This window comes from Halomicrobium sp. HArcel3 (assembly GCF_058933135.1).
In genome coordinates this window covers 58,121-82,955 of record NZ_JBZYDN010000012.1, presented here as the reverse complement: position 1 = coordinate 82,955, position 24,835 = coordinate 58,121, and the positions used below count along the sequence as shown (strand labels likewise).

At 62.3% G+C, this 24,835-nt stretch carries 30 protein-coding genes and 1 tRNA gene; 2 read left to right on the top strand and 29 right to left on the bottom strand.

Annotated features, from left to right (window positions below):
• The 4 genes from AC5FRV_RS20415 to AC5FRV_RS20400 form a co-directional block, all read right to left on the bottom strand.
• Nucleotides 1-1,284, bottom strand: a 1,284-nt coding sequence (locus AC5FRV_RS20415) for a hypothetical protein (protein WP_493562920.1), incomplete at its 3' end; no start/stop codon positions are given.
• A gap of 83 nt (nt 1,285-1,367) precedes the next feature.
• Nucleotides 1,368-1,904, bottom strand: coding sequence for a tyrosine-type recombinase/integrase (locus AC5FRV_RS20410; RefSeq protein ID WP_493562919.1), 537 nt, complete (start codon nt 1,902-1,904; stop codon nt 1,368-1,370).
• A gap of 129 nt (nt 1,905-2,033) precedes the next feature.
• Entirely contained in the window at nt 2,034-2,324 is a 291-nt protein-coding gene (locus tag AC5FRV_RS20405) for a hypothetical protein (RefSeq protein ID WP_493562918.1), read from the bottom strand.
• Nucleotides 2,325-2,525: 201 nt separating this feature from the next.
• Nucleotides 2,526-3,599 carry a phospholipase D family protein gene (locus AC5FRV_RS20400; RefSeq protein ID WP_493562917.1) on the bottom strand — a complete coding sequence of 358 codons (1,074 nt, stop codon included), beginning with the start codon at nt 3,597-3,599 and terminating at the stop codon, nt 2,526-2,528.
• 125 nt (nt 3,600-3,724) lie between these two features.
• Here AC5FRV_RS20400 and AC5FRV_RS20395 point away from each other — a divergent pair, with 125 nt between their 5' ends.
• The gene (locus AC5FRV_RS20395) at nt 3,725-3,985 is read left to right on the top strand and encodes a hypothetical protein (protein WP_493562916.1); all 261 of its coding nucleotides are present in this window, start codon (nt 3,725-3,727) and stop codon (nt 3,983-3,985) included.
• Nucleotides 3,986-4,019: 34 nt separating this feature from the next.
• Here AC5FRV_RS20395 and AC5FRV_RS20390 read toward each other — a convergent pair whose 3' ends face one another.
• The 24 genes from AC5FRV_RS20390 to AC5FRV_RS20275 all read right to left on the bottom strand — a co-directional run bounded on the left by AC5FRV_RS20390 (nt 4,020) and on the right by AC5FRV_RS20275 (nt 22,784).
• Nucleotides 4,020-4,532, bottom strand: a complete 513-nt coding sequence (locus AC5FRV_RS20390) for a PD-(D/E)XK family putative nuclease (RefSeq protein ID WP_493562915.1) — start codon at nt 4,530-4,532, stop codon at nt 4,020-4,022.
• Nucleotides 4,489-4,731, bottom strand: coding sequence for a hypothetical protein (locus AC5FRV_RS20385; protein ID WP_493562914.1), 243 nt, complete (start codon nt 4,729-4,731; stop codon nt 4,489-4,491). Before AC5FRV_RS20385 ends, AC5FRV_RS20390 begins: the two co-directional genes overlap by 44 nt.
• 1 nt (nt 4,732) lies before the next feature.
• Complete coding sequence (locus AC5FRV_RS20380; RefSeq protein ID WP_493562913.1) at nt 4,733-4,855, bottom strand: hypothetical protein; 123 nt, start codon at nt 4,853-4,855, stop codon at nt 4,733-4,735.
• Nucleotides 4,852-5,463 carry a hypothetical protein gene (locus AC5FRV_RS20375; protein WP_493562912.1) on the bottom strand — a complete coding sequence of 204 codons (612 nt, stop codon included), beginning with the start codon at nt 5,461-5,463 and terminating at the stop codon, nt 4,852-4,854. Before AC5FRV_RS20375 ends, AC5FRV_RS20380 begins: the two co-directional genes overlap by 4 nt.
• On the bottom strand, nt 5,460-5,981 hold the full coding sequence (locus AC5FRV_RS20370; RefSeq protein ID WP_493562911.1) for a hypothetical protein: 522 nt from the start codon (nt 5,979-5,981) through the stop codon (nt 5,460-5,462). The genes AC5FRV_RS20375 and AC5FRV_RS20370 overlap by 4 nt, the downstream gene beginning before the upstream one ends.
• Entirely contained in the window at nt 5,981-6,769 is a 789-nt protein-coding gene (locus tag AC5FRV_RS20365; RefSeq protein ID WP_493562910.1) for a hypothetical protein, read from the bottom strand. The genes AC5FRV_RS20370 and AC5FRV_RS20365 overlap by 1 nt, the downstream gene beginning before the upstream one ends.
• Nucleotides 6,770-6,773: 4 nt before the next feature.
• Nucleotides 6,774-7,778 (bottom strand): hypothetical protein, encoded by a 1,005-nt coding sequence (locus AC5FRV_RS20360; RefSeq protein WP_493562909.1) that lies wholly within the window; start codon nt 7,776-7,778, stop codon nt 6,774-6,776.
• A gap of 3 nt (nt 7,779-7,781) precedes the next feature.
• A complete protein-coding gene (locus AC5FRV_RS20355; protein ID WP_493562908.1) occupies nt 7,782-8,249 on the bottom strand; it encodes a hypothetical protein in 468 nt (155 codons plus the stop codon).
• On the bottom strand, nt 8,246-8,467 hold the full coding sequence (locus AC5FRV_RS20350; protein ID WP_493562907.1) for a hypothetical protein: 222 nt from the start codon (nt 8,465-8,467) through the stop codon (nt 8,246-8,248). The genes AC5FRV_RS20355 and AC5FRV_RS20350 overlap by 4 nt, the downstream gene beginning before the upstream one ends.
• A gap of 18 nt (nt 8,468-8,485) precedes the next feature.
• Nucleotides 8,486-9,298, bottom strand: a complete 813-nt coding sequence (locus AC5FRV_RS20345) for a hypothetical protein (protein ID WP_493562906.1) — start codon at nt 9,296-9,298, stop codon at nt 8,486-8,488.
• 7 nt (nt 9,299-9,305) lie between these two features.
• Entirely contained in the window at nt 9,306-9,767 is a 462-nt protein-coding gene (locus AC5FRV_RS20340; protein WP_493562905.1) for a hypothetical protein, read from the bottom strand.
• A gap of 1 nt (nt 9,768) precedes the next feature.
• Nucleotides 9,769-10,071, bottom strand: a complete 303-nt coding sequence (locus AC5FRV_RS20335) for a hypothetical protein (RefSeq protein WP_493562904.1) — start codon at nt 10,069-10,071, stop codon at nt 9,769-9,771.
• A gap of 3 nt (nt 10,072-10,074) precedes the next feature.
• The gene (locus tag AC5FRV_RS20330) at nt 10,075-10,215 is read right to left on the bottom strand and encodes a hypothetical protein (RefSeq protein WP_493562903.1); all 141 of its coding nucleotides are present in this window, start codon (nt 10,213-10,215) and stop codon (nt 10,075-10,077) included.
• Between the two features lie 662 nt (nt 10,216-10,877).
• Complete coding sequence (locus AC5FRV_RS20325) at nt 10,878-11,498, bottom strand: hypothetical protein (protein WP_493562902.1); 621 nt, start codon at nt 11,496-11,498, stop codon at nt 10,878-10,880.
• 8 nt (nt 11,499-11,506) lie between these two features.
• The gene (locus AC5FRV_RS20320) at nt 11,507-11,941 is read right to left on the bottom strand and encodes a hypothetical protein (RefSeq protein ID WP_493562901.1); all 435 of its coding nucleotides are present in this window, start codon (nt 11,939-11,941) and stop codon (nt 11,507-11,509) included.
• Nucleotides 11,942-11,943: 2 nt separating this feature from the next.
• The gene (locus AC5FRV_RS20315; RefSeq protein ID WP_493562900.1) at nt 11,944-13,137 is read right to left on the bottom strand and encodes a hypothetical protein; all 1,194 of its coding nucleotides are present in this window, start codon (nt 13,135-13,137) and stop codon (nt 11,944-11,946) included.
• Between the two features lie 64 nt (nt 13,138-13,201).
• Nucleotides 13,202-13,324, bottom strand: coding sequence for a ribbon-helix-helix domain-containing protein (locus AC5FRV_RS20310; RefSeq protein WP_493562899.1), 123 nt, complete (start codon nt 13,322-13,324; stop codon nt 13,202-13,204).
• A 114-nt stretch (nt 13,325-13,438) separates the two neighbouring features.
• On the bottom strand, nt 13,439-14,095 hold the full coding sequence (locus tag AC5FRV_RS20305; RefSeq protein WP_493562898.1) for a hypothetical protein: 657 nt from the start codon (nt 14,093-14,095) through the stop codon (nt 13,439-13,441).
• A gap of 123 nt (nt 14,096-14,218) precedes the next feature.
• A complete protein-coding gene (locus AC5FRV_RS20300; RefSeq protein WP_493562897.1) occupies nt 14,219-14,542 on the bottom strand; it encodes a hypothetical protein in 324 nt (107 codons plus the stop codon).
• Nucleotides 14,543-14,810: 268 nt separating this feature from the next.
• On the bottom strand, nt 14,811-15,368 hold the full coding sequence (locus AC5FRV_RS20295; protein ID WP_493562896.1) for an SWIM zinc finger family protein: 558 nt from the start codon (nt 15,366-15,368) through the stop codon (nt 14,811-14,813).
• Between the two features lie 179 nt (nt 15,369-15,547).
• A tRNA-Pro gene (locus tag AC5FRV_RS20290) sits at nt 15,548-15,618 on the bottom strand.
• A gap of 237 nt (nt 15,619-15,855) precedes the next feature.
• On the bottom strand, nt 15,856-17,739 hold the full coding sequence (locus AC5FRV_RS20285; RefSeq protein WP_493562923.1) for an SLC13 family permease: 1,884 nt from the start codon (nt 17,737-17,739) through the stop codon (nt 15,856-15,858).
• Between the two features lie 136 nt (nt 17,740-17,875).
• Nucleotides 17,876-20,026, bottom strand: coding sequence for a hypothetical protein (locus AC5FRV_RS20280; protein WP_493562895.1), 2,151 nt, complete (start codon nt 20,024-20,026; stop codon nt 17,876-17,878).
• A 715-nt stretch (nt 20,027-20,741) separates the two neighbouring features.
• Entirely contained in the window at nt 20,742-22,784 is a 2,043-nt protein-coding gene (locus tag AC5FRV_RS20275) for a DEAD/DEAH box helicase (RefSeq protein WP_493562894.1), read from the bottom strand.
• A 177-nt stretch (nt 22,785-22,961) separates the two neighbouring features.
• On the opposite strand from AC5FRV_RS20275, the gene AC5FRV_RS20270 reads away from it, so the two are divergent.
• Nucleotides 22,962-24,374 (top strand): outer membrane protein assembly factor BamB family protein, encoded by a 1,413-nt coding sequence (locus AC5FRV_RS20270; protein ID WP_493562893.1) that lies wholly within the window; start codon nt 22,962-22,964, stop codon nt 24,372-24,374.
• Nucleotides 24,375-24,391: 17 nt separating this feature from the next.
• Here the strand turns inward: AC5FRV_RS20270 and AC5FRV_RS20265 are convergent, their stop codons facing one another.
• Nucleotides 24,392-24,775: a hypothetical protein gene (locus AC5FRV_RS20265; protein WP_493562892.1), complete on the bottom strand. Its 384-nt coding sequence runs from the start codon at nt 24,773-24,775 to the stop codon at nt 24,392-24,394.
• Nucleotides 24,776-24,835: the final 60 nt, after the last annotated feature.

Genomic DNA, 24,835 nt, shown 5'->3' with positions numbered 1-24,835 from the left:
AATCATTTTTCTGACTCTTGGAGGTACGGAAGACTTCCAAATTCTCACTGTATCATCATCAGCATTTAGCACGATTGTGAATTTGATGACCTTGTCATAGTTGCTGTTCAGTTCGATGTCCTCAATCAGGTCCTGAATTGATGGAACATCGTCACTCCCGTCTATTGAGTAGTCGTCGTATACTTCAACGGGGTCGAGGGGTTCATACGTTCCATCTTTTTCCCCAATCAGAATCTTGGGATGGGATTTGATGTATCCTCGTTTTTTAAGCTGGTCGTGCAGGTTGTCTTCCTCGGTTGGTTTGTCGTCGATAGAATGTACAGAGAGGTTTGCGTGGCGCCCATGGAATGTATCTAAAGTACTCATCACACCCACATTCTTATTTATGTCCTTGATATCTGAATCAGAAACAGAGATTGCTTTGGACAGGCGGCCAGTAAGAGCTACTCCACCATTTGTTTCTGGTTCATTCTCATCATGAGCAAAGGAGAGAATAATTTCATCAAGTAAGGCACCCCGAAGATCTTCTGAGTCCTCCTCACTCGTATACTCAATTACGGCGGAATCTAAATGTACCTTGACGATAATTCTCGTCCTAGTTCGGATCGTTCTATAGTCACTCTCATTTACGTCGAATCTCGTGATCTCCTCTCCAATTTTCCAAAACTCCATGAATATGTGATTTTCATCCTCAAAGCGAATTACACGAGGTTTTGGCTGATGGGCCACATCGCCAATAATTGGTGATGCTAAGTCCTGGGTTGCTTTCTTGTACCCTGATTTTACCCCATCACTCTCATCTATATATTGACAAAACATTTCCTTTGCTTCTTCGCCGCTATTGGCCTCCTCGGCGATTTCTTCGAAAACACCGCCCATATCTGGGATAGAATATACTGTCGATGTCCTGTCTGCAAAGTTGAAAAATGAGCGGTAATACTCTAAATCATTCAGTGAGAGCGCATCTACAACCTCCTCAGGGTACTCTGAAACTGTCTGCTCAATATGCTTAATTTTATTTCCAATCTCCTCTTTTACCACGATTCTCTTTTTCTCTTCAATGAGATGATCCGCAAGATGTGAAGCTACATCAGGATTTAAATTCCGGAACCAGAATTGAAACTCATCTCTGTCAGGGTTATCTGGCAATTTCGCCAAGACATCGCTAAGAGTTTGACTGGACTCGATATCCTGAACATTGGATTGGACCGTCCCTATTGAACGACTAATCGACCGATAATCAATATAAGAGGTGATGTTGAGGGGGCCCTGAGAATTGCTCATCTGAAGTCTAGACTGGTCAGTATAAGTTTAAATGTTCTGGTGAGATCAGTTTCCAATGTTGGATTATAGGTGGTGACTAATCATTACCACAATTCTTCTGCCTCAGCATCTAACTGGGTCCCTGCGTACTGGAGATAATCATTAGCACTCGAAAGGTCGGCATGGCCCATCGTTTGCCGGATATACTGCGGCGTAGCTCCCCTGTGGGCGATGAGTGTCCCATAGGTGTGTCGAAGGACGTGAGGGGTCACCTTCTTCTTCAGCGGTGTCTCAGCGGCTACACGCTTCACCCTGTTCGTTACCGTCTGTCGGGAGGCTCCGTACTCTGGTTCATAGGAGAAGAAATCGCGCATCCGCCGGAGTGTGCCCGGCTGTTTCACTGGGACAGTCCGGACAGCATGCTCGGTCTTCGGCGTCCACCCGTTTTCTTCCGCAGGTACTCGTAGTCGCTCACCCTGCCAGTCGACCCAGTCCTCGGTCATGTGTGCAAGTTCGTTCGCTCGTAGGCCGGTGTGGGCGAGCGTGTAGATCGTCATCTGGTGGTCCAAGTTGAACTCGTCAGCGGCGTCGAGCAGGTCGTCGAGTTCGTCGTCGGTCAGCGGTTCGCGTTTCCAAGCCATGCTTGTCTGTAAAATCGTTTTCCTGCAAGCTCCTAGAAACTTCCGGTGAGGGGGGTGTGAGCCGGTGAGATTTTACAGACTTCCATCTCTGTAAAACCCGTATCGAATATCTAAGACCGTATGATAAACTCAGTCCCCTCTAATTCGGAGGTTAAGTTCTAATTCTATGGCTGCGAGAATCTCATCTATTTTTCCCGGAGCTCTCTGACAAAGGTGTCTATGATAGAAGCGATAAAATGGATGGTCTTTCGGCTCCCCCATTGTATATTCATCCAGAACGCGTTCCCATTCGGCTTTGATATCCCCCCAATTCGAAATGCTGGAATATTGTTCAGATGAAAGTAGGGTCTCAGAGCGCTCCAGAAACTTTTCGACCTTTATTCCTGGCCAAGAACCGTGATCTCCCCGGGTTTCTACCATGTTATCCTCTGGTCTTTCTGCAAGATGAATTCTTTGCCAGCAGATCCTTGAATCTACCAGTGAGATACTTAGCAAATTCCCACCATGCATCTTTAGAAAACAGGAAGGGTAGAAATCTATCTAGCTCAAGAAAAAGAGGAAACATTCGGCTTGTCAAACTTCCCGTTGGAGCAGACACTGATTGTTGCGATCTGGTACCTATTATCTACTCCAGATAAGAAGTGCGCTGTCCCCGCGCCCCTGTTTCTCGACCTCATCGGTTGTACGCCACAGTACTCGCAGACTCGCATTTAGGCTGCCACTGTCGTCGTACCCGTGGTTCTCGATTAGCCGTTGTTTCAGCTCTCCCTGTGTTATTTTCCCCTCGGAAAAAATGATCCGTCGCATAAGAGAGGGTTGAGTATCCGTTCCTCGCTGCAGCCGTTCATAGTACTCTTGGTCCGTGGGAGTACGAAAATCACTGATTTCGGGAATTGGCGGTAAATCGCCCCTTGATGGTATTTCGCTGGCCTGTGAAACGAAATCTGAAGCGGAAGCAGTCTCGCTTCCCTCATTTTCGGAAGGCGCAGTGATATGAGGCACTGTTGTTCCTGTTGTAGCTCCTATCGGTGCTTTGCCGGCGGAGTCATCAGTAGCGGAGGACTGACCAGAGGATGAGAAAGTACGCTCGGTTTCATCGGAGATGTGGCCTCGCTCTTCCAAATTGCGAATATCAGTTTCAGAAAGCGGTTCACTCCGGCTCCTAACGGGCTCGAGAAGGGAATCTTCGATATCGGAAATGGGCTCAACATCAGCTGGGTCATTGGGATCAGCCTCGTAAACCATTCCGGCCTCAACGTTTTTTCGGAGTCCAGGACCAGTAACGTTCGCTGAACCAATGATGAGCCGAATCTTTTCGGGGCCACGAAACAAATACACCTTTGGATGAAATGTCGTATCTGACGCTCTAAACCGTATCCAGGCGGTGTCGATGCTGGAATCTAGTAGTCGTTCTAGCGCTTGTCTTGTCGTCGCTTCTTGGTCAACTCCTACATAGTATTCTATCGCTCCAAGTGAGGAATTCTCTACAGCATCAATAATAGCCGTGACACCAGTGTCTGTGGCGAAAGCGACGACGAATTGAGCCTCGGTGAAATCCCCGTCGTATATCGAAGCCAACACCAATTCACCGATCGTCGTCGGCGGACCATCCAAAACCGGGGACTCCAAGTCGAACATCTCTGACACCGAATCACTGGAGATCCCAAATCCTTGACCAAGAGCACCAACCTTCATCGAGCTAAATATGTTGGGAGTATGGATTAATTTTCCCACTGAGGCCCGATCTGACTACAGGAACGGAGAAATGTCATTATAGGAAGCATCCACATTTATACCAGTTCATCTGAGATTACGTGGCAATGAGTAAGCTCACAATCTGGACAATGGTTGCGTACCTCTCAGGGATATTAGCTTTGTTTTGGGGCCTAATCTCACTCGTTGGTAGTGTCATGGTCGCGATTCCAGCGCTTTCAGCAGGTATAGTCGTGTTCCCACTGACGCGCAGAAAGCTCGAATCGTGGATGGATGCCGAATTCACTGATTGGACCGTGGTCGGAATTTATCTCTCTATGATGATCGCCTCAATCTTTCTCCAAACATGGCTTCAACCCCTCTCTTAGAGCGTACTTTCTGAATTACGAGGAGGCGGCTTGTCTATAGAACAGTAGCCCACGGGAGCTTGTGCTGTAGCCCCATTGTTTCGTGTCCAGATCGATTCCACCCGCCGCGTTCCTGAACGATCGCGTTGACCGTGGAGGGCTTCTTGCGCTGAATCCGTATCTGCGCGTTCTCCTCGTCGAGCAGTACGAATGCGTACCAAGCGACGGCGTTGGCATCTGAAGCGATGAGCGACCGCGTCTGTCCTTTCCAGACCCGAAAGCGCCCGCCACTCGAATACTTCTGACCGATAGACGTCGCCGTCGATTTTACCTCATACTTGGTGGGCCTGTCTGGGTGTCGGAGGTCCCACCAGTCTGGGTCGAGGCCGAGCCCTTCCAGGCCGTAGATTCTCGCGACCAATTCCTCGGCCAGATCGTCGAAAGACCTAGACTCCTGTAGCTTCCGCCGCTGTCCGCGCGAAAGGTCGCGGATTGGGATCTCGACCGTCACGCGTAGCACCAGTTCATTCCTGCTGGCCTCCGTCTGGGAGTGGTGGCCCGTCGCCATCACCTCCGATTTCGTTCGCGAGAGAGCGGAACGCCTGGGTTTGCGTATCGATCGCCTTCCGGAATTTCTTCCGTTCCTCGCGCATCTCCTGGCGTTCCTCTCGTCGGTCCTCGCGCTCGTCCCGGTACAGCTTGAATAGCATGATGCTCACCGCGATCGGGAAGCCCACGCTACTGACGAGTTCGGGACCGAGGGCCATCTCAGAGTGACCTCCATGCCGCCGCGCCAACGACGAGTATCGCGACGAGTACGATTGCACCGGGAACGCCGACCGTCCCGGTCAGCAGGCCCGTGAGGCGCCCGAGGGTGTTCGCGACTGTCATCGGGCGACCACCGCCAAGATGACCGTCACGCCCGCCGCGAGCGTCGTTTGTTCCGCCGTCAGCGGTCCGACTGCTGGGAGCGTCGGGAATCCTTCGGGCAACAGCGGCGCCGGCCCACTCGGCCTGCCGTCACCGCCGTCGGATCCGTCACCGGGGTCAGGACTTGGTGACGGGTCCGGTGAGGGATTTGGCGAGGGGTCCGGCGCTGGATCTGGGTCATTCGATACGGGCTCCTCGTGGACGTGCAGTGTCCCGCTTTGCATCGTCCCGCCGGTGTTCTCCAGCTTCGCGCTGAGCGCGTGGTCGCCGCCTGTGAGTCCCTTCGCGTCGAAGGTGCTCCAGGGGACGCGTTCGGCCAGCGTCGCGGTCTCGTAGCCGCTGACCGTCTTCGTCGCCTCGGCGACCTTCGTGTTGCCGGCGTAGAACGCGACCGTTGCACCCTGCGGGTAGCTGCTGGTGTTGGTCACGTCCGCCTGCAGCTGGGGCTCGGTCTGTTCCGAGTCGGCCTGCGGGTCCGACGGGTGCCGGACCTGGAACCGCGTCGTACCGACGTCGGACAGCAGTAGGTACGTTGCTTCCCCGCCGCCGTCCGGACCGGGGAGTATCATAGTACCACCAACAGAACGACCGCCAGAACCATGCCAGCGGCCACTTGCTGGGTCGTGCCGCCGAACGCATCGGCGAGTCGACTCAGGTAGTTCATGATGGTGTCACCGGTCGTCGGTCGCGACGGGTCGCGTGCCTCGCCGTGGACGTCGATCGTCTGGGTCACCGAGTCGTTCGGTTCCTTCTGGACCGGCTGAAGGTCGTACCCGTTGCCACCCATCGAGTAGACGATAACCTCCGCGTCGTGCGTCCCTGCATTGAGGGACGTCGACAGGGTCGTCGTCTTGGTGTTGTCCGGGGCGAGACACATGGTGTTCTCGTCCACCTTCTCGCCGTCGACGAACAGCGCGACCGGCGTCTCCCAGCCGGTGACGTCCAGGTTCGACGTCGTACATCCGCCGTCGCTGGCCCACGGGTCGGGCCCGCCCTGGAGTATCTCGACGTCGACCGTGAATCGGTTGTTCGGCTGTGCCTCTGTCGGGATTCCAGCAGTTACGATGCTGGGGTCTGAGTTTGCCATTATCCTAGTTGTCCTCCGAATACCGCACCGTCGCCCCCGTAGAGACCCTTCAACTCGCCGGTCTCGAACACGAGGGTGACGTCGTTCTCTGTGGGTCCGACCTGGACGTCCACCGGCTGATACCAGCTGTAATCGAGGTTCCGCCGACCGGAGCGTCCAATCAGTAGAAACTCCGAGTACGCCTGTTTTAGCGTGTAGAGGGTGAAACGGCCCATGTCGTCGACGGGCGCGCCGGTCGGAAGATCACCGCGCGAGTAGATCCACGTGGCCTCTTTGATCGGACGCCCGTCCGTATCGACGGCTTGGCCTCTGAGCGGCCGGAAATACGCCATCGGGATGAACGTTCCCCGGCGGGCGCTGGTCACCCAGTCGTCGGAGATCGTCGGTTCCGGTGGCGAATGGCCGTAGCCGTGAACCGAGACCGACGGCGAGCGGTCGTAGCCTTCGCCATCGTAGGCTGTTCCAGGCCGTCCGGCCGTCGGCCCGTCCCACGCGGCCCGCGCGGCCGCTCCCTCGACGTACCTGTCGGTGAAGGTCGGCGCCGGGGGAGAGTGGCCGTAGCCGTCCAGAGAGATGGACGGGTCACTGTCGCGTCCTACGCCGTCGTAGGCCGCGCCGGCCAGTCCGAGAGTCGGCCCGTCCCACGCGAGGCGGAGAGTCGCCCCCTCGGCGTACCTCTCGGTGATGGTCGAGGCCGCTGGTGAGTGGCCGGCGCCGTGGAGTGAGGTAGATGGGTCGCTATCGAACGCTGAACCGTCGTCGGTGCTGGGACCGGTCCACGTCGCCATTGCTCTACGTGTACCTCAGGCCGATCGAGATGGTCGTATCGTCGGCGTTGCCACTCTGCTGCATGATTCGGTAGTCTACGCCGTCGTAGGTCACCGTGTCACCGTGAGCGCCGCCCTCCGCCGGGTCGTTGCGGATAGCGGCTGTGAGGAACGAAACGGGGATCTGCTGAGACGACGAGTTGTAGATGACCGGTCGCTGGAAAAAGTACGTATCATCGTCGCTGTCGGGGTTGATGAAACCCCAGTCGCCGGGTTCGATGGCCGATTGATTCTCGGCGACGATGTACTCCGGATTCATCTCGTCGACTCCGTAGGACCGCCAGCCGTAGGCGCTGATGAGGTCCGGGTTGTTGTTCGAACCGTCGTTGTACTTGCAGGTGTAGGCGTGCGGCTCGGTGCCATCGGCCCAGAACTTGCTATCGACGTGCTCGTAGGAGAACGCCCCAGCGCCCCCGTAGTTGCCGTCTGTCGTATTCCACGTGGCGACGCTCAGATGGGTGTCTCCAACCGAACCGAAGCCGGTCACCGCTTCGAGGTTGGCCGCGTCGATCCGGTCGTCCAGACTGGAGCCGACGTTGTCGACCTGAGTACTGAAGAACCAGAACCCGGTAGCGGTGTTGTCGTTGTTGTTGCTCCCGTAGGCGTCGTATGACTCCTCGATCTGGTTGCCGACTTGACCGCTGAACGGGTCCTCGTCGACGACGTTGGTTCTCCCGGCTGGGACGTTGTTATCGAGATTCCAGTCGTTCGAGACGACGACTCGAATCCCGGACATGGTGTCGTTCTCGTAGCTGTCGCGGTAGTATTCGTCCCAGCAGACGAACATGAGCAGGTAGATGCCGCTGTTCGTGTTGTGGATGAGACGGGCGCTGTCGTGCCAGTTCGTCGTGCTCCCGCTGGTGTTTATGTCGGCGTCCGGTTCCTCCCACGTAGACAGGCCGGTCGCCGCGTCTGCGATACTGTCGATGAATCCCGAAAGGGTCGTCTGTGTTTCTGCGATTGTCGTCATTGGTTATCGGAGTGCCAACACGTTTAGAGCGGTGTCAGCGGCGCTCTCGGTCGTCTTCCGGTACCACAGTTTCGAGGTGCTGATTCCACCCGGCGGGGAGAGGGAGAACGGCGCTTCCGTCGCAGTCAGTGGGATCTCTCGGTCGCCCTTGTTCGGCGACTTGAACGCGACGGTGACCGGCGCGTCGAAGCCGTAGACGACGACCGTATCCGCCGCGAAATCCCAGTCGATGCGCTGCTCCTCGGTCGTCTCGACCGCGACGTCCGACTCGGAGTAGTACACCGCTTCGGTCTCTCGGGTGACGTCCTGGTCGACGTCGTCGCCGCGCATCTCCATCAACAGCGCCGCGAGTAGCGCGTTCGTCTCGTCCTCGAACGCCTCGTACAGCAGATTCCGCGGCGCTCCGGGGAAGTACTGCTCTAGGAGGTCGTCGATAGGCGTGTCCGTGCCGACCAGCCCGTAGCCGGTCATGCTTTCCTCACGAGGGTGTAGACCGTCGCCGCCTGGACGATTGCCGTCAGCAGGTTCGTGAACGGTGACAGCAGGTCCGCAACCTGACTCGCCCGGTCGGAGAGTCTGGCGAGCAGACCGCGATCTCCGTCGTCGGGGTCACTCGGCGACGTCCTCGAGCTGGCCGCGTCGGGCTCGCCGCTCGTCGGGTCGTCCGTGTTGTCTGGAATAATTGCCATAGCAGTGAGTGGCGGCCGTCAGGCCACCATCTGCCGCGAGATTTTTCGCCGGAGGTTCGCGGGTTCCTCGTCCTCGCGGACGGGCCGCTGTTTCACCGGGATCGATAGCTCGACGTTCCGCGCGTTGGCTTCCTCGACGGCGGTCGCGAAACTCTGGTCGTAGAAGACCAGATCCAGCTTGAACTTGGGCGGGAGAATCCCGCGGTGCCCGTCGTTCCGGGCGTCCCACGTGACCTGCCGGTCGGTGTCGGGTGCGTCGGGGTTGGAGAACGCCCAGGTGATGCTGTCCTCCGCCTGGAGTTCCTGCTTGACGTTTCCTTTCCCGCTGTTGCGCTTCTGGAGCTTCGTCAGCCCGTGGCGCATCACCGCGTAGAACGCGACGGCCTTCGTGCCGGCGTTCCCGCTGGTGTCCGAGAGGTCGACCGACGTCACGAAATCCCCGCTCGTTCCGAACGTGCCGGTGTACTGGACGGTGCTGTTGCCGGTGATGAGCGTGTCGGGCTCGCCGTCGTCGTCGGAGTCGTAGAAGCCGACGAGAGAGGCGTCTTCCGTGTACTCGCCGGCCGTCACGTCATCCATGTAGTCGACGATCGGCGCTTCGGGGTCCAGAGTGACCGTCTGGTCCGCCGTTCCTTCGTCGACAGTCGTCGTCTGCTTGCCGACGAGCGCGACGACCAGCGGTAGGCCGACCGGAACGCGCCACACCTGCGTACTCGGGACCTGCGCCGTGCCGACGATCCCCTCCGATCCGGGGTTGTAGGTGTTCGGAAACTCGAACGCTTCCGTTCCCAGGTAGACCGTCCGTTCGGGGTCCTGTTGGCTCTGGCTCATGGGTGGGTCACCGCTGGTCGACCTGCATCGGGTAGTTCCAGAACAGGCTGTCCGTGTCGATGGACTTCGAGCCGTTGACCAGTAGCGCGAACTCGTCGGCGTCCTCCAGCGTCAGCCGGCCCTCGGGGACGCGCGACGGGTCGAACCGGACGCGCCGGCGCTGGGCGTTCTCGCCGCTCTGCTGGTCCTTGAGGGACAGCGTGTTGAACGGGGCGATGCTGAAGTCGCTGATGACGGTCCACGCGTCGAGCGGGTCGTTCGGTTCGCGGTAGCCGAACCCGAGTTGCGTCCCTCGCGGCATGTTACCGCCGTCGGCCGCGTCGACGTCGAGGATAGCCGCGTGACCCTGCGAGATCGTGATGGCCGTCCCCTCCGGGACGTCCCACGTCGCGACGGGCGTCGGCTGGTTTGCGACGTTGCCGGTCACGGTCGCGTACTGGAGTTCGGTACTGAGCGTCTCGTCCGTCATCTCAGTTCCCTCCCTCCGCGAAGGCCTCCAGGCCCACGCCGATGAATCCGGCACCGAGGCCGACGACAGTGACTCCGAGCCAGTCGTCGATTGGAGCGAAGATCGCTCCGAGGATCATCGCCGCGCCGAGCACCGAGAAGCCGATGCCGGTGACGAACGAGGCGGAGCCACGGTCTCCCTCGAAAGCCGTGTCTGCGAGCGATACGATGAGACGGTCCACACCCGCGGCGTCGGCGAGCGTCGGAACCGACATAGCGGCTCCAGCGCCGATCACTGCGTGTTTCTCTTCGACGTTGAATGTCATTGTTCAGAGGATGTAGTAGCCGAGTCCGAGAGCGATTACAACCCCGGCGACGAGGCCGAGGCCGAGCGGTTCCTTCAGGAATGCGAGAGCGCTGTCTACGGCGCTCCCGCCGCCTGAGCTTCCGTCTGAGTCGGTTGATGCCATCTGCAGCCCGACCTACCGGAGATTTGGCATTAGGCGTTTGTAGCTTGTCAAGAACGGAGAATTCGGGAGGTAGGGGCGCTTAAACGCTAGTATTCTCTATTCACCTTCTCAACAGAGGATGGACCCGATCCTAGATGGTCAATACAGGGCGTGAACTGGTCACGGGAACTCATCCATGCGTAGGCCGTTCAAATCAATGGGTTCATGATATTCTGGTGCCAAATGGGGATATGGCAGACGAATACTTCTGCTCAAAATGCGGAATGTGGTTCGATCTTAATCGCACATACCCTGAGACAGAATCGCCTAAGAAAGGTGTTCAGGAGAAAGTCGAATTCAAATGCGAGGGTTGCGATCAGACAATTGACCTCGACAAGGTTATGACGAGATAATTCGGTAGTTATAGTCAATACACCCCTCGGTTTTCGATTCGAAAACAGGTATGGGCGATCCTGACGAGCTGTGGGCTGGTTTCACCTAAAGGTGTGGAATAGGACACACTCCCGTTACAACCAAAGAGGCTGAGAATCAGCCAGACGACCCACTCGTTCGCCGGTATCGGTATCCAGAACGCGGCCAAGTTTATCGAGAAGAGATGTCTCCAGATGGTTCAACTATCAAGCCCACCCAGGAGGAATTATAGAATTATTTGCTGCTCTTCTCTATTGCAGATGTTCTGGAATAGGAACAGGCCCCCGGACTTCGCTACTGGCACCAGCGACGTCCTTGTAGTAAAGGAACTGGTAGCTCTCTGGGTCCAGTTCTGTTACGATATGCTTGTCTGGGATGCTCACGCGGTTGAATTTGGCGTCCTCGTGCTCGCCGTAGGAGAATATCATGTAGTTGTCCGTCTGCGTGAACATCTGGTCGTGGATCTCCTTCGCCTTGTGCGCCGCGCAGACGATTCCGCAGTTAGAGTGGGTCACGTGCCACTTGATGAGGTCCTGCAGAACGTCGGGAATGTAGTTCGCGCTCATCCAGTTGTGGGCCTCGTCGATATAGAGAAAGCACCGCTCTAGCTGGCCGAACGCGCGACAGTACTGGTCGAGGACGTCCTCGTTGAACGGGACCGCACGGACTACCTGCCGTGTCTCGCCGTCCATCCAGAGGCGTAGACACTCCGCCGGGCTCTCCGGGTAGACCGCGCCGGGCGGTCCGTGTTCCGCGTTCGGGTCGAGACAGATGAACCGCTCCGTCTGCGTCAGTAGATGCTCGAATAGAACCGATTTCCCGCTGTTTTTCTGTCCCAGCAGGACCGTGATTTCGCTTAGATCGATATCCATCTCGCCACCTACTCGGCCTCCTCGACGACGTCGGCCAATTCGCCGGCCGGGTCGACTGCTTCAACGTCGATCTCCTGGTAGAGCCCGCGCTGTTTGAACAGCGAGTCTAGCCGGTAGACCGTCGCGGCGAGTGCCCGCGGTTTCTCTGTCACTCCCTGACTGAGTAGCGTCACTAGAGCGTCGGTCCGGAGTAGTTGCGCAGCGACCGATGGGTCCAACCCCAGCGCGAGAACAGCGAGCGACTGGAACTGTCCTAGCTGCTCGTCGATTCGCTCTTGGTGCTCACTGGCGAGCGCTTGGGTCTGGCTACGGACCTCTTGCTCTATCTCGTAGAGAGTTCCAGGGTTCACACCGGCGTCCGCTCCCGTCTGCTGGAGTCGCTGTGCGCGCTGTTCGTCGGTCTCGTTCACCTTCGTCGTGAGGTCGTTGATGATCTCCTGCATAACTACCACGTGCTGCTGTCTGTCGGGTCGAAATGATCGTCCGCACTACTCTCCTGGACGTCGTCGACAGGGCCGGCGCTGGCGGTCTGTGCTGGCGCCTGTGGTTCGGTCTGTTCGGCCGGTTCGTCGCTGGCCTTCTGGTTCTCGCTATCGTCGCGCTGCTCGCTTTCGTCGCTCTCTTCACTGGAGTTCCGTCGCCGGTAGCGAATCGCCTTCCCGCTGAATGTGCCGCCCATCGACAGAGCAAACATCGTCGTCGGACCGACGTCGACGTCGTGCTCGTCGCACATCGCAATGAATAACTCCGCGTTCGCCCGGCGTTCCTGCTCGGAGAGTTCCCAACCCTCCCAGCCCGTCGCGCTGCTCGCCATGTTGAACGGCATTGCAATCATGTGGCCGACGACGCTCTCGTCGACCAGCATTCCGCTGGCCTGTTGCGTGGTCGGCGCCGTCTCGCTACTCGATGGGTCACCGCTATCACCGGCGCTATCTTCGACGTCGCCGGCGGCTGGGTCGGCGCCGGTCATGTTGCTCTCCAGCTTCTGCTTCATCTCTCGACGGCGTTCGCGCGCTTCGTCGGTCGGCGCGGCCTCGACGATATCCTCGCTACTACGCTCGCTCTCACCCCCGCTATCGCCCTTGATTCGAGAGAGTAGCCCGCCACTGCTACCCTCTCCGTCTGGTTCTCTAGCGTCTTCGCTGGTCTCGCCCTGGTCTGCTGGCGCTGGCTCACTGCTATCGGCGCTTTCCTCTTGGACGTCGTTGCCGTCGGCCTCCAGATCGTCGGGCCTTGCGTCGGCCAAGTCCTCCAGGCCCTCTGGTGGCTCGACAGCAGTCCCACCGTCGTCGGGGGCGCCTGCTGGTGAGAGTTTTTCCTTGCCCTCGTGGCCGACGCTAATCGCGTCGGTCTCCGGTTCGGGCGCTGGCTCGCTACTATCGCTGTCTGTATCGCTGTCGCTCATTTCGGTGGTCTCCGGATCTGGCTCCTCGTCGACGACGTCCTCGGAATCGTCGCCGTCCTCTGGCGGTTCAGCAGGCTCCTCGTCGAAAAGCTGACCCGCTATGTAATTCTCTAGTTTCTGCTCCTGTACCCCGACAATACGGCCGAAACCGAGGTCAGCGGCGAGGCTCTGCTTGTCGTTGTAGGTGAGAGCCTCGACGTCGGCGCGCGTCTGGGGGCGCTGTGCCTCTGTCATCCGGCCGTTCGTAGCGCAGGCGCTGTCTAATCACCTCGCTACTTGTCAAGAATGGGAGTGAGCGCTACTCCGCAGTTTCGAGTTCGTCCAACTTCTCGCGGACGGCATCGCGGATCAGTTCTGACCGACTTGAGTATCCGGCGACGAAATACGTCTCGTCGATGCTCTCGACGAGGTTTTCCGGCATACTCACTCCGGTAGTGTTCGTCATATTCAGTACTTACCTCCAGAGGTAGCGGATTCTGGGCGGTTCATCCTAGTAACTATCCGTGTCTGCCGATTGACTCCGTGCGCGTACCCCTCACGCATGGGTCGATACCTCGCTAGTCGCCTCTTGGTCGATTTCTTCCTTCTCAGTAGCCAGAAAGTAGTACTGTAGCAGGTACTCGATGTACGCCCGGGGCATCCCTGCGTTCACCATCGGATCGATAGGATACCAGTTCTCGACTCCCATCACGGCCTCCCACCAGCGGCGGGGGCGGCCGTAGCGATTGAAGTTCGAACAATGGTCGTGAAGGGTCTGCTGAAGCTCCGGCTGGGGCACGTGGAACGACGTTTCGAACGCCCTCTTTTTCGTGATCGGGAGTCCGAAATACGACCCCTGTAGAACGATCGGGTCCTGTAGTGGTGCGTCCGGCACGTTCTCGATGATGTAGTGGTCGGCCACTCGCTTGCATACCTCTCGGGCGTCCTCGACCTGACGAGGTTGCTCGTCCGCGTTCCCGTGAAGTGCGTTCATCGTATTCCACGGGCCGCATTCTGGATGGGCGACGGCCAAGTCTGCCCCTGGTTGAAGTGGAAGGTTCCCCACGTCACCAGCAACCGGTTCTGAACCGTTCCGGTCGGTCGGGTCGAGCCCCACGCGAACCACTCGGCCGAATCGGGTCAGATAGTCGCTCTCGACACCCTCGTCGGCATAGAGGTGGTAAATCAGTAGTTCGTCCTCGGAGTCAGTCACGCGAACCACCCCAGTCGCGAGCGTCTCGCCGGGTGAGGTGCGTCTGCTGTAGGTCCGTCAGTGCGGCAACCTGCCGACGAGTCCGACCTTCAGGGAGTTGGTCGAGAAGGTCGTCGCGCCGGGTCATGCATTCACCTGCTGACGACGCTCTTCAGCCACTGCAGGGGGAACAACGATGATCACACCCCAGCGGTACCGGAGGTATCCGCGCCGTTCAAGCGGGTCGAGTACCCCACTCCGGACAGAGCGCTTCTTGACCTGCGTGGCTTCAGCGACGGCGCTTTTCGCGACGTTGGTGTCGATTCGGTGGCTGTCTGGGTCTGCCTCTGACCGTAGTTTCCGGTACCCCTCTCGAAGCCGATCGTTGTCGGGGAGTAGATCCCCGTCGGCGCCGCCCTGGAACTCTTCGACGACCTCGCTCATTTTCTCGGTGAGCTTGTCGGTCATCGAGACTCCCATCTCGTCGCACGCATCCCGGAAATCGTCCTTCAGCGACGGTGGGACCTTCGCACTTACTTGCTCGCTACCGGCGGAACTGTATCCGTCTTTGCCCATTCGCCCCATTAGTCGACCCTCCGTTTCGCGTGGAACGCACTTTCTAGACGATTCCGAACTCCGTAATACGCAGACGGCGATGGGAACCGGAGTTTAGCTAGACGCCCCCCGCTGGTGTTCTGAGGGAGGGGCTTCGCCTGGGCGTGTGCGCGTGCGAGGCTCACCGCCCATCACCCCCGACCTTCTCCCGGGCTCGGTGGAGGAGGTTCCCGACAGTGCCCGGAACGCGACTGGTGTTGCGGGCGTACTCTCGCACACCGACGTCGCCCCACTCGCACGCCAGATAGGCGTCCAACTCGCCGGGGGTCAGCCCTTCCAAGTCTTCCTCGTCACTGTCGTCGAGATCGAAGGATAGCCACGATGGTGGCGTCTGGTAGGTCTTCCCCGTCTCCAGGTGGGTGACGGTGATCTCTCCGAGCGTCCAGCGCCACCACAGGCTTGCGAGGTGGGCGCACCAGTCGCGGTGCTCGTATCCTATACATTCGCACTCGGCACGGAGAGAGCCGCCTGAGAGCGCCCACACTACGCGGTGGAAGCCGTCAGTATCCGAGAGCGAGACCATTCGCTCGGCTCTGTTGATCGGCCCGCCGGAGTCGGTAGTCTGCTGCGCGCGCTTCCAGCTGCCCGTCATCGTCCAGTCGTCGGGCATGTCGTAGCGCGGCAGGTCGCCGATCCGTTGGGTCACCGGTCCGGCTGGTGGGTTGCCGGCCTTGCTCATGGCCGACACCTCCCGACGTCGCGGGCCGGACAGTCGTCTGTCGGCTCGTCGATGGTGCAGCCGCAGAAGTTACAAATGGGATCTGGTAGGTCGTCGACCGAGTCCGCGGACGCAGATCGGCTCACGCGCACCACCTCGCGAGGTGGCGGCAACGCTCGCCGCTTCCTTTATTGTGGGTATGGGACCACCCGGATTCGAACCGGGGTCACGAGCACCCAAGGCTCGAAGTATACCACTAACCCATGGTCCCGCATTAACACATGCATCCCTCGCAAGGTAAAGCGTTTCGTTGCGGGTCAGTCCACGACACCGACCGACACGATCCACGCCGGGAGGGAATGAAAGGGGCCGGGCGGTCGGCGTACGAGAACCCGTAAGCACCGCAGCGTCAGCGAGGAGCGCAGCGCGGTTCGCAGTAGCCGACCGCCCGGGGGCTTTCCTTTGTCGTTGGCACTGGCAGTAAAGGCGGTCAATCAGCCAAATTCTCCTAGGGAGTCAGGCCCCAGAAGAAGGCGATTCCCACAGTCGTCACCACCGCGAAGACCGCCTGCAGCGGCGCCCCGACCTTCACGTAGTCCATGAATCGGTAGCCACCGGGACCGTAGACGAAGAGGTTGGTCTGGTAGCCCACGGGCGTCATGAACGCCGTCGACGCGGCGAACGTCACCGCCAGGATGAACGCGAAGGCGTTGGCGCCGAGCTGGACGGCGGCCTCCGCGGCGACGGGGATCATCAGGACGACGCTGGCGTTGTTGGAGATGACGTTGGTCAACAGCGCGGTGACGACGTACACGAGGCCGAGGACGACCATCGCCGGCAGGGCGGGCGCGGCCAGCACCAGCAGGTCGGCGATCAGGCCGGCGCCGCCGGTCTCCTGGAGCGCCAGCCCGAGCGGGATGACGCCGGCGAGCAGGAAGATGACGTCCCACTGGATGGAGTCGTACAGCTCGGTCGCCCGGAGCGTGCCGGTCAGCACCATCGCGAGCGCGCCGGCGAGCGCGGAGACGACGATGGGGATGGGCGTCACCGCGGCGAGGCCGACGACCAGCGCCACGATGCCGACGGCGACGGGAATCTTCGACTGCCGGAAGTCCGGTCGCTCGACTTCCTGGGCGACGATGAAGTTGGGGTTGTTGTTCAGCCGGTCGATGCTGTCGGCGGTCCCCTGGACCAGCAGCGTGTCGCCGACGCGGAGGGCGGCCTCGTCCATCCGGCGGCGGATGAGCTCGCCGCCGCGTCGGATGGCGAGGACGGAGGCGTCGTAGCGCTGGCGGAAGCTGGCGGAGACCAGCGAGTTACCGACGAGCGAGGAGCCGGGGGAGACGACCACCTCGACGAGGTTCTGGCGCTCCTCGGCGGCCTCGAGGTCGTCCTCGTCGAGGATGGCGTCGGGGACGATGTCGAGCCCCTCGGTGTCGAGCAACTCGACGAGGGTGTCGCGGTCGGTCCGGAGCGCGAACACGTCGCCGGCCCGGATGACCCTCGGACCGAGCGGTTCGAGGAACACCTCCTCGTCGCGGATCAGCTGGACGAGGTCGACGTCGAGATCGGTCGCCATGAGCGCGTCGCGGACGGTGTCGCCGACCAGCGGTGAGTCCGCGCGGACGACCACCTCGGTGAGGTAGTCGGCCATCTCGAACTCCTCGGTGAGGTCGGAATCGGGCTTGATGCGAGCGGGCGTCAGCCACCGGCCGACGGTCATGAGGTACACCGAGCCCACGACGAGCACGATGACGCCGAGCTGGGTGAACTCGAACATGGTGAACTCGCGGAGCGCGCCGTAACGGGCCGGGTTCTGCCGTGCCAGGTTGCCGGCGAGTTCGCTCGCGAGGATGTTCGTCGACGTCCCGATGAGGGTGAGCGTCCCGCCGAACATCGAGGCGTACGAGAGGGGCAGGAGGAGCTTCGACGGGGACGTGCGGCCCTCGTGGGCCAGGTCGGTGACCATCGGCAGCAGGATGGCGACGGCGGCGGTGTTGTTGATGAACCCGGAGATCGGGCCCACGAGGCCGATGGTCGCCCCGAGCTGGCGCCCTTCGTCGTCGCCGGTGAAACTCGCCACCTTCGAACCGAGCACCTGGATGACGCCAGTGCGCTGGACGCCGGCCGAGAGGATGAACATCGCCAGCACGGTGATGGTCGCTGTGGAGGCGAAGCCCGAGAGGCCCTGACTGACGGGCGAGATGTCGTCGCCGGGCTGGTGGAGGACGTACAGCGGCCCGGCGATCAGGCCAGCGTCGGCCAGCATGACGGTGACCGGCTCGGCGAGTAACAGCGCAACCATCACGCCGATGGCGGTGACGTCGACGGGGACGACTTCCGTGGCGAAGAGGACGAGCGAGGCCACCACGAGCGCGAAGACGAAGGCCATCTCCGGCGTGACGGCTGCGAGTGGCACGTCAGATGAGGCGCCCGCAGCGACGAAAAAGGTGGGGATTCGGGCTATCGACGGGACTGCGTGCGCCTCGATGGGACCGCGTGTGCCTCGACGGGACTGCGTGCACCAGTCAGTCGTCGAGGCGCCCGTACGTATCGAGGAAGCTCCCCCGGCCGCGAAGCGCGTCGGCGGCGGTGGCGACGGGGTCGACCGTTCGCTCGCCGGCGGGCCGGGCGACGACCAGTTCGACGTCGTCGCCGTCGATCCGCCACTGGGCGTCCCGGTGTCTGACCAGGACGGCCGCGAAGTAGGCGCCGGCGGCCGTCGCCCGCGCGGTCAGGCGCAGCGACTCGGGGTCGGTGCCCTCGGCCAGGGGGACGCCGCTCGGGTCCCAGTCCCTGGTCTGGCGCTGGGCGATCTCGTCGAGCGCCCGGACCGACCGCGGCGAGTAGTCGAGCGGGTACTTCGGCCAGGACTCGACGAACTCGTCGGCCGTGTCGGCGAACTGGGTGATAACGTCCGAGGAGGTGAGCGAGGCGCGGTCGTCGTCGAACACGTCGGCGCGGCCGTCGCTGACGGCTTCCTCGTCGGCGTACAGTCGGTTGACCAGCGCGTCGTAGCGGTAAGCGAACGTCGACGGCGGGATCAGACACTCCCGGGCGACGTCGAAGACGGCGACCCGCTGGACCTTCTCGCCGACGTCCGGCACCTCGATGGCGCCCTCGCCGTCGTCGGTGGCGATCCACTCGCCGTCGAGCCACCGGACGAGCACCTCGGCGTAGTAGGTGCCGAGCTGGGCGAGCGGGTCGCCGGTGTCCTCGTGGTCGACAGTCCGGTCGGCCAGGCTACTCGCGCGGAACCGACCGTCCCACTGCTCCTCGACGAAGGTATCCAGCCTGGGCAGCGACGCGGGCGTGAAGTCGAGGTCCCGAGACGGCCAGCCGTCCGCGAGTTCCTCCGCGGTCTCCCGGAGGACGTACCGTTTCGGCGCCGTCGGCTCGTCCTTCTCGCCGGTGTCGCCACGGGGCGCGTCGGCGTTCGCGGAGGCGGCGCCATCCAGATCGCTCCCGGCTGAACTGTTCCCGGCTGGATTGCTCCCGGCTGGACTGTTCCCGACTGAACTATTCCCGGCTGGTCCGCTCTCCTCGGTCGCGTCGTCCGTGGTGGTGCTCGAAGCGCCCACGTCGATGCCCGGCGCGTCGTCGTCTCCCGACGACTCTTCGTCGCCCTCCGGCGCCACGCCGCCGACGGCCGAGTCGCTGGCTACCTGGCTGGCAACCTCCTCCGCGAGCCCCGCGGAGGCACCGGTCTCGTCGTCGGTCGCCAGTCCCGACGGGCCGTCGTCGGTCGTCACCGACGCTTCGGAGTCGTCCTCGGTGTCGGATCCCGTCGCGTCGCTCGACCCGCCGAAGGGCAGGACGCTGGTTCGGTCGTCGGTGTCGTCATCGTCGTCGCCGGCCGTGCCGTCGTCGATGCCGAACGCCACGTCGTCCGAACCGACGCCGTCGATTCCCGTCGGGTCCGCGTCGTCCTCGATGTCGGCCCCGACGTCCGTCTCGGGCCCACCGACGTCGCCTGCGTCGGCGTCGGCCTCGACAGCGGCGCTGTCCTCAACTGTGACGTCGGCCTCGATCGTGGCGTCGTCGGCCGTAGCGCCGTCCTCGTCCCTGGCCGGACTGTCGCCCGCTTCGTCGCCCGCCGGATCGTCGGTGACCACGCTGTCGGTCGCGGGTTCGCTGCCCGCATCGCTCGCCGTCGAGTCGGTCCTCACGTCTCGTTTCGAGGCTGCCTCCTCGGGGTCCGGCGGGCTTCCGGGGACGTCGGGCATCCGCACCGCGCCCTCGGCCTCCAGTCGGGCCGCGACCTTGCTGAAGACGGGGTCGCCTTCGATGGACATCCCTGCGGCGTCGAAGACGGCGACGGTCGTCCGGTCGTCGGCCAGCGCGACGGCCACCTGCCAGCCGTCCTCGTCGGTCCACTCGCCGCCGTACTCGCGGACGATGGTCTCGCCGAGGTAGCTGCCGTAGGCGACCTCGCCGATGCCGCCCGCCGACCCGGTCGCCAGGTCGTCGAGCGCCGCCAGCGAGTCGACGGTGAAATCCAGCGTCGGCACGTCCGAACGCTTCGCCAGCGTCTCGGCGCGCTCGCGAAAGTCCGCCGCTGTCAGGTCTTCGATTCGGTCGGTTCCCCCTGCCCCCTCCCCGTCGGTCGAGCCGTCTTCGGACGACGATGCCCCCTCGCCGTCCCCACCCCGACCGGGGAGAAAGTCGAACACGCCCATATCTCCCCCATTTCATCGGCACACAAGAAACTATCTCCCGATTTCTCGGATATGAAAGCTAGACTATTGGTATGTGGGTGGCATCTCTTCTGTGAGTAGTGGTGTTGAATCAATTTGCTCGCTAGCAGTCGAAGTCAAACCCAATAACATTCAGAAAGCCCTCGGTGCGCTCTCGACAGTCTGAATAGTAACCGCCAACACCTCGAAAGCCCTCGGCGTGCTCGGGTCGCGGGGACCACCCTGCGCTCCTCGCTCCGCTCCGGTGCTTGGGGGTCCCGGCTTCCCCGAGCCCACCTCGCCCTTTCGGTCCTCCAGGCACCGCAGCCCTGCCCTCCCCCTGGTCGCACGGCCCTCACGTTCGTTCGGGCACGTGCTCCCGGCCGGGCGGTTGCGGAGCGGTCAGGAAGCGTGTCGCGCCGCCAGGCGCGACCGGGGAGGTCTGGTGGTTATAATCGCGAGCGCGTTTTATCGCGCGGGCGAGGCTGTCCCTGGAGGAATGAAAGGGCGAGGCGTGGTCGACGAAGCACGACACGTCAAGCACCGCAGCAGAGCGAGGAGCGCAGACTGTGGCGCGCGAGTCGAGCGAGCCGAGGGCTTTCTTCGTGTTTGCGGTAGTAGCATCGCTCACGAGAGAGCGGGCAGAGAACGTTCCAGTGGGTCCAGCCACGCCGTCACGGTCTAGCAGTTACCCGAAAATCCGACACAAATCTGCTAGTCACTCGTACTCGTCACGGAGTTCCATGTCGGCGACGACGTCGTAGGGGTGGTCACCCTTCCGGACGCCGTCCAGAATCGCGAACGCCTCGTCCGGGGCGAGGAAGAACCGCGTCACGGCGCGGCCCAGCGGCGTCGGCCGCAGTCCGTCGATGAAGTCGTACTCCAGTAGCTTCCCCAGGGCGTGCTTGGTCGGGACTTCGCCGACCATGCGGTCGTTGAGGCGCTTGGCGGCCTTGCCACCGACGGTCACGTTCGCCAGGGTCTCCTCGACGGCGGCGGACTCGTCGTAGGTGGTGATCACGGGCTCCATCTCGCCCTTGAGAAGCTTGAACGCCACCTCGTCCTCGGTCATCTCCATGCTGTTGTGATAGGAGCAGTCGGGCTCGACGAGGAGGTACACCGTCCCCTTGTCGTGGTAGTCGGGGCGACCCGCCCGACCCAGCATCTGGGAGAAGTCCTGGACGGTGAGCCACTCGATGCCCATCGCCAGCGAGTCGAAGACGACCTGCGAGGCGGGGAAGTCGACCCCGGCCGCGAGCGCCGCAGTGGTCACGACGGCGGCGATCTCCTGGTCGGCGAACTGCCGCTCGACCCGGTTGCGCTTGCGGTTGTCCAGGCCGGCGTGGTAGGGGGCCGAATCGTACTCCAGCTTCCGAGAGATCTGGTGACAGCGCCGCCGGGAGTTGGTGAAGATGATCGTCTGGCCTCGGTACCCTTTGCTCGACTTGCTGTCGAACGCGCGCCGGACCAGCTTGTTCTCGATGTCGGTCTTCTCCTGGCCGTCGGCGAAGGTGACGTGGCGTTCGATGGGCACCGGGCGCTCCTCGAACTCGATGAGTTTGGCGCCGAGCTGGTCGCCAAGCTGGCCGGGGTTGCCCACCGTCGCCGAGAGGTAGATCCACTGGGTGCCGTCCGCGCCGGGGTTCTCTTCGCAGTAATATTTCAAGCGGGAAATCAGCCCGTCCAGCCGGTGGCCGCGCTCCTCCTCGCCGAGGGTGTGGACCTCGTCGATGACGACCGTCCCGATATCGCCCAGGTTCTTCCCCGTCCGCAGCGCGTGGTCGATGCCCTCGTAGGTGCCGACGATGACGTCCGCGGAAGGGTCGAAGCGGTTGCCGTCGCCGCCGACGCGGGACGAGCCCACCCGCAGGGTCACGTCGACCATGTCGCCGTAGCGCTCCTGGAACTTCTCGTACTTCTGGTTCGCCAGCGCCACGAGCGGCACCAGAAAGAGCATCTTCCCCTTGCCGTTGAGCACGCGGTCGAGCCCGGCCATCTCGCCGATGAGGGTCTTCCCCGTCGCCGTCGCGGACACGACGAGCTGGTCATCGCCGTCGGTGGCGCCGTGCTCGACGGCGAGGCTCTGGACGGGCAGGAGGTGCTCGAAGCGTCCCTCCAGGTGCTGCTGGATGCCCGGGTGGAGGCCGAGCGAGTCGACGCGGACCGGGTCGACGTCGTCCGTCGTCGCCGAGATCTCGTCGAACTTCGTGAGATCGGGGTCGAGGTTCCCCTTCAGGAGATTCGAAATCCGCTCCAGATCCTGCACCTCCAGCAGCAGGTCCTCCAGGCGGTCCCTGGCGTCGCTGGTGATCCCGCCGCTGAAGGCCAGTTCCCGGTCGAGTTCGGCCTTCGCACAGTCCGGACAGATGGACTCGCCGTCGGCGTCGATCGCAGTATTAGAAGTTATCGGCGAGTACTCGCCGCTGCTGGCACAGAACCGGCAGGTCCGGACGACGGTGCACTCCAGCTGGTACCCCGCCAGCATCTCGCGAATCTCCTCGCGACCCGCAGGTGAGGTCTGCTGGGAGACGTGGATACGCTCCGCTCGGCGGGCCAGTTCGACGAACTGGTCCGGGCTGCGCAGCTCCTCGCTGGACCCGTCCTTGATCCGCAACCGCCGGGGACGGGGCCCGGCGTCGGTTTGCTTGCATTCGAGCACGCCGTGGAACACGCGGTCGCCGTCCCGCTGGACGGCCACCCGGTAGTCGTCCCCTCGCTCGTGGAGGAACAGCGTATCCACCTGCGCGACCTGCTGAGACACAGCCGTGTAGAGGAGGCTGCGCTACTTGAGATGTTCGGACTGGCTACGTGGTACGATCACGGGGAACACACCACCGTTCCGTCTCGGGGCCCGCGGACTACACCCGAACGGTGAAACGCCGCTGTGAACGCACGGAAAGCACTTACCTCCCGACAGGAGACCTCTGCGTCGAGACACATGCCCGACTCCTGGTCCCGACGGCGTGCCCTCCGCGCCGTCGCGACGGCGGCCCCGCTCGCCCTCGCCGGCTGTAGCGACCGCGACGCGCCCGGTACGTCCACCGACGGCACCGTCGCCGACGATACCGACACCGACCGCACTGACACCGACGAAACCACGACGGCGCCCACGGGCGACGAGGACAGACCGACGGCGACCGAACGCTCCCCGAAACCCCTCGACGTCGGCGGCACCTGGTCGCAGTTCGGCGCCGGCCCGGGCCACACCGGCCTCACGGACGCCACTGGCCTCCCCGAGGACGGCGAACCGTACTGGCACCTCCGGCGGATCCGCAGCGGCCCGCCGGTGCTGGCCGACGGTCGGCTGTTCCACTACGCGGAACTCGGCGAGGACACCAGCGGCCGGCCCACTTTGACGCCGACCCCCGAGGAGGACACGCTCGTCCACACCGTCGACGGCGCGCCCGCACTCGTGGCTCGCGACGCGAGCGACGGCCGGATAGAGTGGACGCAGTCGCTCCCCGACGCGAGCCGTGGCTGGCCGGCCCTCACCGACGGACGGGCGATAACCTGCGTGAAAGGAGAGGTCGCTGCGTTCGACGTCGCGGACGGCAGCCCGGCCTGGCGAGTCGACGTCGGCGACGACAGCCCGACCGATCCGACCGTCGTCGACGACTGCGTCGTCGTTCCGTTCTCCGGCGCCGTCGACGGACAGTCCGGCGAGTACGTCCGTCGCCCCGCGGTCCGCGCCTACGCGCTCGCCGACGGCGAGGAGCGCTGGTCGGTCGAGCCGCCGAAGCGCCAGAACGGCGTCGCGGTCGCCGACGACACCGTCGCCGTCGTCTCCGGCGGCTGGGACGGCACCGGCGTCGTCCTCGGCCTGTCGCTTGCGGACGGGAGCGGACGGTGGCGGACCGAGGTAGCGGGGGACGCCTTCACGACGCCCGTTGTCGCCGACGGAACCGTGTACGTCGGGAGTTACGACGACTCTGTTCGTGCACTGGCTCTCGACGACGGGAGCGAACGCTGGCGACGCGAGTTCGACGACCGGCCCCGGGGCATCACCGTCGACGGCGGGACCGTCTACGTCGCCAGGGGGTCGACCCTATCCGCGCTCGCCGCGAGCGATGGGAGTACCGACTGGCAGGTCGTCCCCGATTCGGAGAGCGGGTCCGTCCAGTCGGTGACGGTCGGTACCGACGCCGTCTACGTCGGGACCATCGGCCTCGATGCGCCCCTGGTCGTCCTCGACCCGACCGACGGCAGCGAGCACTGGCGTCACGACTTCCCGGACAAAGTCGTCGGCGGCGACCAGGTGATGGGCGGCGTCGAGTCCCAGCCGGTGGTCGTCGACGGCGGGCTCTACGTCAACGCCGTCGACGGCCTCTACGCGTTCGGGCCAGCGAAGTGAAGAGATACGCGCGTCGCTCACGAGGGCGTACGCAGCCACGCCCACCCCATCACCAGCAGGCCGCCGACCCCCATGACCACGTGCCCCCAGCTCAGGATAGCCGTAAAATTCGACGTCACGTACGCTACCCCGGCCGCGGCGGTGAGGGCGAAGCCACCGGTCGCGGCCCGGAGAGCGAGCGGGAACCCCTCCGTCGTCTTCGGGTCGTCACCGAATCGCGCCGCGACTCTCGTCACGACCAGAAAGGATCCGACGACCAGGCCCAGCGACAGCAGCGGGACCCACTCGGCCATCGGGGCGCCCCGTTCGAACTCCTGGTAGCCGTCGGTCACGAGCCCGAGACTGACCAGGAGTCCGCATCCCGTCGTTACGAGTTTCGTCGCGAAGTCCTTCGATACCATGCGCAAATTGAACCAGGTGAGACGTGGTCTCGAATAGATTACGCAGATGTCTGGGAATAT